At 40.8% G+C, this 9,843-nt stretch carries 7 protein-coding genes; 6 read left to right on the top strand and 1 reads right to left on the bottom strand.

Annotated features, from left to right (window positions below; translation table 11 throughout):
- Positions 1 to 309: 309 nt before the first annotated feature.
- A complete protein-coding gene (locus AB3329_RS08760) occupies positions 310 to 1,140 on the bottom strand; it encodes an alpha/beta hydrolase (RefSeq protein ID WP_368395580.1) in 831 nt (276 codons plus the stop codon).
- A gap of 274 nt (positions 1,141 to 1,414) precedes the next feature.
- Between AB3329_RS08760 and AB3329_RS08755 the strand changes: the two genes are divergently transcribed.
- The 6 genes from AB3329_RS08755 to AB3329_RS08730 all read left to right on the top strand — a co-directional run bounded on the left by AB3329_RS08755 (position 1,415) and on the right by AB3329_RS08730 (position 9,840).
- Positions 1,415 to 3,877 carry a bifunctional DnaQ family exonuclease/ATP-dependent helicase gene (locus AB3329_RS08755; protein ID WP_368395578.1) on the top strand — a complete coding sequence of 821 codons (2,463 nt, stop codon included), beginning with the start codon at positions 1,415 to 1,417 and terminating at the stop codon, positions 3,875 to 3,877.
- Between the two features lie 31 nt (positions 3,878 to 3,908).
- The gene (locus tag AB3329_RS08750; RefSeq protein WP_368395576.1) at positions 3,909 to 4,373 is read left to right on the top strand and encodes a cell wall elongation regulator TseB-like domain-containing protein; all 465 of its coding nucleotides are present in this window, start codon (positions 3,909 to 3,911) and stop codon (positions 4,371 to 4,373) included.
- Between the two features lie 52 nt (positions 4,374 to 4,425).
- On the top strand, positions 4,426 to 5,604 hold the full coding sequence (locus tag AB3329_RS08745) for a pyridoxal phosphate-dependent aminotransferase (RefSeq protein ID WP_368395574.1): 1,179 nt from the start codon (positions 4,426 to 4,428) through the stop codon (positions 5,602 to 5,604).
- Between the two features lie 27 nt (positions 5,605 to 5,631).
- Positions 5,632 to 6,978: an asparagine--tRNA ligase gene (gene asnS, locus AB3329_RS08740; RefSeq protein WP_368395573.1), complete on the top strand. Its 1,347-nt coding sequence runs from the start codon at positions 5,632 to 5,634 to the stop codon at positions 6,976 to 6,978.
- A gap of 68 nt (positions 6,979 to 7,046) precedes the next feature.
- Entirely contained in the window at positions 7,047 to 7,427 is a 381-nt protein-coding gene (locus tag AB3329_RS08735; RefSeq protein ID WP_368395571.1) for a RidA family protein, read from the top strand.
- A gap of 565 nt (positions 7,428 to 7,992) precedes the next feature.
- Entirely contained in the window at positions 7,993 to 9,840 is a 1,848-nt protein-coding gene (locus AB3329_RS08730; RefSeq protein WP_368395569.1) for a hypothetical protein, read from the top strand.
- Positions 9,841 to 9,843 lie beyond the last annotated feature (3 nt).

Below are 9,843 nucleotides of genomic sequence, written 5' to 3'. Positions count from 1 at the left end.
AATACTATCAAGTAAGTGAGATTTAATCTGATGTAGCATGATTTTTCCCTTTTTATTTTTAGTCTAGCATAGAAAAAAGTAACCTACCACAAAATATGATAGGTTACTTATCTTAATGACATTGGACCTTTGTCCCAGCCTCTTCATTTTGTTTTTTTAGATAAAAAGCTGTTAAAAATGCGAAAGGAGCGTCCCTGCCAGAACGACTGGAAAGTACAGTCGGCTGTTAGGCATAAAGCTCACTCTCCAATTTCTCAGTTCGGGCTGAGCTCACTCTGCAGCCTTTAAGCTGTGTTCAGCTCATTATAATCAGTCTTTTAGAGTAAACTGTAAAAATTCAACAAAATGATCGGCCCAGTGTTTTTCATGGTGAATCTCATTAGCCATAATACGTAGCCGAATATTCTCCAAAGGCAGTCCTGTTTTTATGAGAGACTGGTAATAGTGAAGACTGCAGTCAATGTAGGCCTGATTCATATTTGGAGCAAAGGCCTCATCCACCTCATCACCTTCTTTTGTTCCAACCTGAATGTAGACTTTGCTTTTTTGATTGAGACCATGGTGATTGCAGTAGCGCAGGAAATCCCGTTCACTAAACCATGAGGCCAATGAGAAGACACCTAAGCTGCCAAATATGTGTGGATAAGCAGCTCCCATATAGGCTGTGATAATACCGCCCATAGATGAGCCGGCAAGCAAGGTATGGGCTCTGTCCGGCTTAGTACGGTAGTGCCTGTCAATAAAGGGTTTAACAGTATTAACGACCCATTCTCCATACTCCATACCATCTCCTCCTACACTGGCCGTTTCCGGTGTCGATCCCACATCAGTCATCCAGGGGGCATATTCATTGAGTCGGTTTTCTTCAGCATTATCAATGCCAACGATAATGAGCTTAGGAAATTCCTTATGCTTTTTTATAGTCGGGATAATTTTCCAAGAATAGCCGGAAAAAGATTCCCTGCTGTAAAAAATATTCTGGCCGTCATGCATGTACAGAACAGGGTAGTCAGCCCATTCTTCCTTTTTATAATCCTTGGGAAGCAGCACCCGGATTCGCCGCTCTTCATCATAATAAGGCACATACAAATAGTGTTCTTTCATTTCGAGATAGTAATTGTTCAGTTTGGTCCGTCTCATGATTACTCCTAAGTATTGCAAATTCTTCTGTCTGAGTTTTCATTATACCATAAAGAGCCTGAGAAAAACACTTGGCTAGACCTCCGGAGCAGCTCTGCATTTGCTGGTCCAAAGCGTACAAAATGGCTGTATAAGTTGCTTAAAGCAGATTTCACTGTATTTTTAGGCTGTTTCTCTTTAAAAATTATGGGATTGACAGCCTCTTTTGTCTGTCAGAGAGGAAGCTGACTTACGGCTGATAAAAGCCGGCTTATTATGGTATAATCTTAGTGTTATGACTGATAAGAATGATAGAAAATACGCTATTGTTGATTTAGAAGCAACCAGTGCCAGTTCTTCGGCGATGATTATTCAGGTGGGAATTGTCATTATCAAAAATGACAAAATTATAGAGACATACCAAACGGATGTCAATCCTCATGAAAAATTAACGCAGCATATTACTGAACTTACAGGAATCACAGATAAGCAGCTGGCACTGGCTCCAGAGTTTTCTCAGGTGGCTCCGGCTATTTATGATTTGATAAAAGACTGTATCTTTGTCGCCCATAATGTCAAATTCGATGCCAATCTGTTAGCCGAACATTTATTTCTGGAAGGTTTTGACTTACGTACGCCAAGAGTTGATACAGTAGAGCTGGCTCAGGTTTTTTATCCGCATTTTGAAAAATATTCTCTGACCAGTTTAGCAGCAGAACTCCAGCTTGATTTAACTGATGCTCATACAGCCATTGCAGATGCACAGGCAACTGCTCAGCTTTTTTTTAAAATAAAAAAGAAGGTGGAAGCTCTGCCAAAAGAAGTTTTGGAAAAACTGCTGCCTTTGGCTGACAGTCTCCTATTTGAATCGCGTATTCTGCTTGACGATGCGCTGATAAAAGCTCCTCTGCTGTCAAAAACAGATTATGTTGAAACAGGTCAGTTAGTTTTAAGAAGGATAAAAGCACAAAAAGACAGCCGGGAATTATCGCAGGATTTTTCGGTCAATATTGCCTTGCTTGGGCTGGATGTACGCGAAAAGCAGGAAGCCTTTGCCCAATTAGTTGAGGACGGACTTAAGGACAGCCGTCCCAGCTTTTTAGAAGCTCAGGCCGGTCTTGGTAAAACCTATGCCTATTTGCTGCCTCTTTTGAGTAAAACCTCTGGGGAACAGCTTATTGTTTCAGTACCGACAAAGGTGCTGCAGGATCAAATTATGGCTAATGAAATCCAAAAGATTGAGGCTGTCTTCCGTATTCCCTGCCACAGTATTAAAGGGCCAAATAATTACATTAAGCTGGATGCTTTTGCAGAAAGTCTCAGACAGAAACATGATAATCGGCTGATTAACCGCTATAAAATGCAGATTATGATCTGGCTGCTGGAAACAGAAACCGGAGATTTGGACGAGATTCGGCAGAAGCAGCGATTTGAGAGTTACTTTGACTCTCTCAGGCATGATGGTAAAATCAGCAGAAAATCTCTTTATGCCACAGTCGATTTTTGGCAAAAAAGTTATGAAAAAGCTAAGACCAGCCGTCTGTTGCTGATTAACCACGCTTATTTTCTGGAACGTGTACAAGATGATAAAGCTTTTATTAAAAAGAAAGTTCTTGTTTTCGATGAAGCTCAAAAACTGTTACTCAATTTAGAAAATTTCTCACGAAAAAGCTTGAACCTAAATTATTTTTTATCAGTTATCCAAGAATTAAGTCATAAAAGCCATAAGCTTTTAGAAAACCGTCTGCTGGAAAGTCTGGCCTTTAATCTGGACGATCTTGTGACACAGTTTCATCAGACAAATAAAAACCGTCTGACCTCACAGGCAATCGGCCGCCTGCGTCAAAATTTGCTAGAGCTGAATTTAACAGAGCTGGCCCCGCTCAAAGAGCTGTTTGCTGAGCCCTTTACTGAATTTTGGCTGTCTTCAGAAATGGATCAGGAAAAGCGCCAAATCCACCTGAACGCCGGCAGAGAAGATTTTCTTGACTTTAAACATTTTTTGCCGGAAGTCAAAAAGCTTTATTTCATTTCAGCTACCTTAGATATCAGTCCCAAAGTTCATTTGGCGCAGCTCTTAGGATTCAGGGAAGCTGTTTTTGCGGGACTGTCCAAAACGAAGACTGACAGTCAGCACATCTGGCTTGATACAACGATGCCGATACTCAGTCAGCTTTCTTCAGCGGATTATGCGCAAGAGACTGTTTGGCGCCTGCTCAGACTGTTAAGACTGAAAAAACCAATTTTAGTGCTTTTCACTTCTGTTCAAAGTATGATGACGGTTTCCCATCAATTAGAAAAAACCGGTGTTTCACATTTAACTCAAGGGAAAAACGGTTCTGCCTCAAAAGTGAAACGAAAGTTTGAAGAAGGTGACAGCCAGCTGCTTTTGGGCACAGGAGCTTTTTGGGAAGGGACGGACTTTGTTGCCGCTGATCGGATGATCGAAGTCATAACGCGTCTGCCTTTTGATAATCCTGAAGATTTTTTTGTTAAAAAAATGAATAGCCGTTTAAGGCAAGAAGGGAAATCACCTTTTTACGATTACAGCCTGCCCTTGATGATTTTGCGGCTGAAACAGGCAATCGGACGAACCATGCGGAGAAACAGCCAGCGTTCCGCTGTCCTGATTCTGGATAAACGCGTCTCACACGCGTCCTACAGTTCCATGATTTATCAAGGTCTAAATGATGAATTTTACCTTTCTGAGCAAAAATTTGCTGACTGTCTGGCTGAAATAGAAAATTTTTTGATATAATGTTATCAATAGTGTATTTTAGGAGATAGTCATGAAAAAGGCAAAGCTGTTTAAACGGAGTCTGTTTGCTTTTAGCTTGTCTGTTTTTCTGGTTCTGCTGGCAGTTTTTTTGGTTTTATTTTTTGCAATGAAACCTAGCTTTGATGCTCAGCATTCTGCTGAAAAGATAGCGAGAAAACGGACAAATTTGGTGCACTTCACTGATTTTCAGCTTTATCACGGAAAAGAAACGTACTACAGTTTGTTTGGCACAACAAAATCCGGGATTAAAAAAGTTGTTGCTGTTGCTAAAAACGGTAAGAAGATTCATATCTATCGTTTAAACAGCGGTATCAGTCAAAAACAAGCGAAGCAAACAGCAAATGAAAATGGAGCTAAAAAAATAAAGACAATCACTTTTGGTGTTTACGATGATTTTCCTATATGGGAAGTTACTGCAGAAAATGGCTATTATCTTATTGATTTTGAAACAGGTGATTTTGTAAAAAAGAACTGACCAGCCTCTGCACAAGCAAAAAATGGACTGGTTTTATAAATAAGGAGGAACTATGGAACTAGCAAGGCGAGTATTGGATATGGAAGAAAGTGTCACTTTTGCAGCCGGAGCTAAGGCACAGGCATTAAAAGCCAGCGGGCGTGATATTTTAAGCTTAACTTTAGGAGAACCGGATTTTGTGACACCAGAGAATATTCGGCAGGCAGCTCAGGCTGCTATTTCAGACGGCAGGTCAAGTTTTTACACACCTGCCGGCGGTTTACCCGAATTAAAACAAGCGATCGCTCACTATTTTGAAACATTTTACGGATATTCTGTCAAGCCTAATCAAATCGTCGCCGGAACAGGTGCTAAGTTTTTGCTTTATACATTCTTTATGACAGTTTTGAATGAAGCAGATGAAGTGATTATTCCTACGCCTTACTGGGTCTCTTATGCAGATCAGGTTAAGCTGGCAGCAGGAGAACCGGTTTTTGTTCAGACCAGTGAGGAAAATTCTTTCAAAATCACAGTTCCTCAGCTGGAAGCAGCAAGAACATCTAAAACGAAGGTTCTTCTTCTTAATAGTCCGTCCAACCCGACAGGGATGATTTATTCTCCGGATGAGCTGGAAGCAATCGGCAACTGGGCTGTTGAGCATGATATATTGATTTTGGCAGATGACATTTACGGCCGGCTGGTATATAATGGCAATCAGTTTACATCGATTTCTACTATTTCAGAAAAAATAAAAGCCCAGACTATTGTTATTAACGGATTATCCAAGACCTATGCCATGACTGGATGGCGGGTTGGTTTTGCAGCCGGCAGTGAAGATATTATTGCCGGTATGGCCAAAATTGTCAGTCAAACAACTTCTAATTTGACAGCTGTATCACAGTACGCAGCTATCGAAGCCTTGACTGGGCCTCAGGATTCCATTGAAGCTATGCGTCAGTCTTTTGAAAAGCGGTTAAACACAATCTATCCTCTGCTTGAACAAGTACCGGGATTTGAACTTATTAAACCTCAAGGAGCTTTTTATCTGTTTCCTAATGTCAAAAAAGCCATGGCCTTGAAAGGTTATAATGATGTGACTGATTTTACGGCCGCAATTTTAGAAAAGGCAGAGGTTGCTCTGGTGACGGGAGCCGGATTTGGCGCTCCTGAGAATGTACGTCTCAGCTATGCTGCCGATCTTGCAACACTGGAAGAGGCAGTCCGCCGCCTTAAAGCTTTTATGGAGAGATAACAAAAAAGAGATTAGAAAAGAGAAAATATGTCGAAAAACTACGTTTCTATTGCTGATGTTAAAGACCATGTTGGTCAGGAAGTGACAATTGCCGCTTGGGTTGCTAATAAATCCGGCAAAGGGAAGATTGCCTTTCTCCAGCTTCGTGACGGTACAGCCTTTTTTCAGGCTGTAGCTTTTAAGCCAAATTTTATCGAAAAATTTGGCCAAGACAAAGGAGAAGAAAAATTCAATACAATCCGGCATCTTAACCAAGAGACAGCGATCCTTATCAGAGGGATTGTCAAAGAGGATAAACGTTCAAAATTCGGTTACGAGCTTGATGTGCTTGATCTTGAAGTGGTAGGTGGCAGTGAGAACTACCCTATTACACCTAAAGAACACGGAACAGACTTTTTGATGGATCACCGTCATCTATGGCTTCGTTCACGTAAACAAATGGCAATTATGCAAATTCGAAATGCTATTATTTATACGACCTACGAATTTTTTGACCGGAATGGATTTATTAAATTTGACAGCCCGATTTTATCCGGCAATGCTGCTGAAAATACAACTGAACTGTTTGAAACCGATTATTTTGGGACACCGGCCTTCCTCAGCCAGTCGGGCCAGCTCTATTTAGAAGCCGGCGCCATGGCTCTTGGACGTGTTTTTGACTTTGGCCCGGTTTTTCGAGCTGAAAAATCGAAAACCCGCCGGCATTTAACAGAATTCTGGATGATGGATGCAGAATACGCATTCTTAAGTCATGAAGAGTCACTTGACCTCCAGGAAGCCTATGTCAAAGCCTTAATTCAAGGTGTTTTAGACCGTGCTTCTCAGGCTTTAGAGACCTTGGAGCGCGATACAGATCTGTTAAAAAAATATATTGAGGAGCCTTTCAAGAGGATTTCTTATGATGATGCCATTGATTTGCTTCAAGAACATGAAGCAGACCAAGATACGGACTATGAGCATTTAGGACATGGCGATGATTTTGGATCGCCGCATGAAACTTGGATTTCTAATTATTTTGGCGTTCCTACTTTTGTCGTTAATTATCCGTCAGCTATTAAGGCCTTCTATATGAAACCTGTCCCGGACAATGAAGATCGGGTCCTCTGCGCCGACCTTCTTGCGCCGGAAGGTTATGGAGAAATTATCGGCGGCTCTGAACGTGAAACAGACTATAATCGCCTACTTAAAAAGATTCAGGAAAACGATCTTAATCCGGCCGACTATGATTTTTACCTTGATCTTCGTAAGTATGGTTCGGTACCGCACTGCGGCTTTGGTCTGGGGCTGGAGCGTTTGGTAACCTTTATTGCCGGCACCAAGCATATCCGTGAAGCCATTCCTTTTCCGCGTATGCTTCACCGTTTGAAACCATAAATAAGCAGCAGTCAACTATTTTGGACTTAAAACAGCTTTTTGTACACTGTAAAATGAAGGAGAGTATTATGGGAAACATCATTCATACTGATAAAGCACCGGCGGCCATCGGCCCTTATGTTCAGGGAAGGATAGCTGGTCCTTTTCTCTTTGCTTCCGGCCAGATTCCTCTGTCTCCCTCTACAGGCGAAATTATCGGCAGCACGATTGAAGAGCAGACTCAGCAGGTCTTGAAAAATATCAGTGCGATTCTGGAAGAAGCGGGAACAGATTTTGACCATATCGTCAAAGCAACTTGCTTTTTGAATGATATCAATGATTTTGCTGCATTTAACCAGACCTATGCTCAGGTTTTTAAAGATGACTTTCCGGCTCGTTCGGCAGTTGAAGTTGCTCGTCTGCCAAAAGATGTTAAAGTTGAAGTGGAAGTCATCGCCTATATTGACTAAATAACAAAACAAGGTGACTTGCAGTAACAGTGTGCTGCTCACCCTAAGCCGCTATATTTTCGTTAAAAAGAACATTTGGATTGGAGCAGATATCACTGCTCTGGTCTTTTTTTATTCCTGCCGATTTTTGGTTTATGTGTTTTTTTAATGGAGGAGCGGCTGGGTATTGAGAAACAGTAAAATCTCAATAAACGGATTTAGAAAAATAAGATGACTGGTTAAAAAGATCTGTACAGTCTTGCTATGGACATCTCAGCCAATGCCTTTGTAGCGTTAGACTAAGTTTTTATTTTCCTTTATCATATCATTTGAAAGAACAAATACTTTGAAGAATACGATAATATTTGAAAATATTACGAAAAGGAGTTAAAATAGAAACGGTGCGGACATGAAGTGTAATAATCCGAATAACATTGTAATAAATTACAATGGTTATTAAAAATTGAACAAGGGCCGAGCTTCAGAAAAAGACAGTCTGCTTTCATGCTGCTTGTCGCATGAGTCAGTTCTCTATTTTTGACAGCTTTCAGCTGCCTTCTGTTCTGATGTAAAAGGAGAGGTCAACTTGAAAACATTATTAATTGGCAACACAAAGGCTGTTACAAAGTCTTTCATCGAGGCAGCATTTCCAAAAAGCCGGGTCTTGATTTTAGGAGAAACCAGTTTAAAAACATCCCGACTGGATAAAATCACTGTCTTTTCAGATTATGTTAAAGAAAACTTTATCGAAGAAGTTTTTGAATCTTATGAGTTTGATCAAATCATTTATTTTTCTAACACTCTGTCATTTAAAAATGACAGTGTCGGTGAGCTGGAAAGGCTGCAGGCAGTTCTTCGTTATACGCAGGATCAGGAGAACCTGAAAGTTATTTATCTCACTGGTCCCGAAATTTCCAGCTATAAACAGGTGCTGGACAGAACTGCTGAGGACTTATGTCTGAATTGGAATAAGCGTTCTAGTTCAGGTATTAAAGTCCTCCATAGCCCTTATCTTTATTCAAAACAGTCAGTGCAAATCTTGGCAGGACTCTTGAAAGATACGGGCGATCAAGAAATAAAGGAGCTTTCCGAAAATTCTCAGGAAATAGCTAATTTTATCGATTTAGAGGAGCTAGCTGACCTTTTTTATAAGATTTTAGACAGCTGGGATACCAATAGCGATGTGTTCACAATTACCAATCCTTATAAAATAACTTTGCAGGAAGCAGTTTCTGCATTTAACCAACTTGCTGAAAGAGAAGTCATTTCATTCAAGAAGAAACAAGCCCAAAAGCGTGTTTATACGGAAAAACAAGAGGATATCCTCAAAAAACGCTACGGTTGGACGATGGCAGCTTCCGTTTTGGATAGGCTTCCTGAGCTCTATCAGCTTGCTGTCAAAGAAGCGAAAAAAATTCAAAAGCGGCGTCGGATAACTCATATTTTGCGAAGGGTCCGCTCTCAGGGACAGATTCAAAAATTGGGAGAAGTTGGAGTTCTCTTTCTATTATCTGAAATTCTTAATTCCTATACGAGCGCCAATCTGCAATTCAGACTTGTAGATATTCGCTTGCTTTTTGTAGTGCTTATCAGTACAGTGTTTGGAACTTATTTTGGTTTATTTGCTGCGGGACTGTCAGCTTTGGCTCTCTTTTTCTCCAATATGGCTTCGGGTACTGACTGGCGGATTATGCTTTACAACACTGAGCAGTGGGTGCCGTTTATTGCTTACCTGTTTGTTGCCGCTGTTTGTGGTTTTGTACAGACCAAAAATCAGGATGAGAACCGCTCACTGCAAAAGGAAAATGCTGTTTTAAAGGAGCAAAACACGTTTGTACAAAGTGTCTATGCCAATATTATACAAGATAAGCAGAAACTAAAATACCAAATTATCAGCAGCCGTGATGGGGCAGCGAAATTGTTCCATGTCTTTGAGGAGATGGACAATCATCCCTATGAAGATATTCTGCGTAACAGTACAGCTATTTTGGCGGAGTGGCTGGATTCTGATGATGTTCGTATTTATACCTTCCGAAACAGTGTGTTTACCGGGCAGCTTCAGGCTTCTTCCAAAGAACTTCCTGCTGGACAGCAGACCGTAGAATTGATGGATTTCCCTAAGGCTATCCGGCAAATCAAAAATGGCGATATCTGGGTGAATAAATCGTTATTGAAGCAGTATCCGACTTATGCTGTTGGAATCAGAATAGCAGGCAAGCTGCAGCATTTACTGTGGATTTCTGATATTAATCATGCTCAGCTGAGCCAGTACCAAATTAATGCTTTTCATATGGTCAGCCAAATGCTGAAATCAGCTCTGGAAAAGGCTTACTATCAAGAAAAATTTCAACGAAATATTGCTCAGGAGCATTCTCCGTTTGATAGTTCCGGCAATGACAGTGTCATTCATATTGAAGATAGAAGGGCTGATTAGCAT

Source organism: Streptococcus huangxiaojuni (assembly GCF_040930515.1).
In the GTDB taxonomy this organism is placed as follows: Bacteria; Bacillota; Bacilli; order Lactobacillales; family Streptococcaceae; genus Streptococcus; species Streptococcus huangxiaojuni.
Note: the sequence above shows the minus strand (reverse complement) of the source record. Positions and strands in the feature narration are given on the sequence as shown.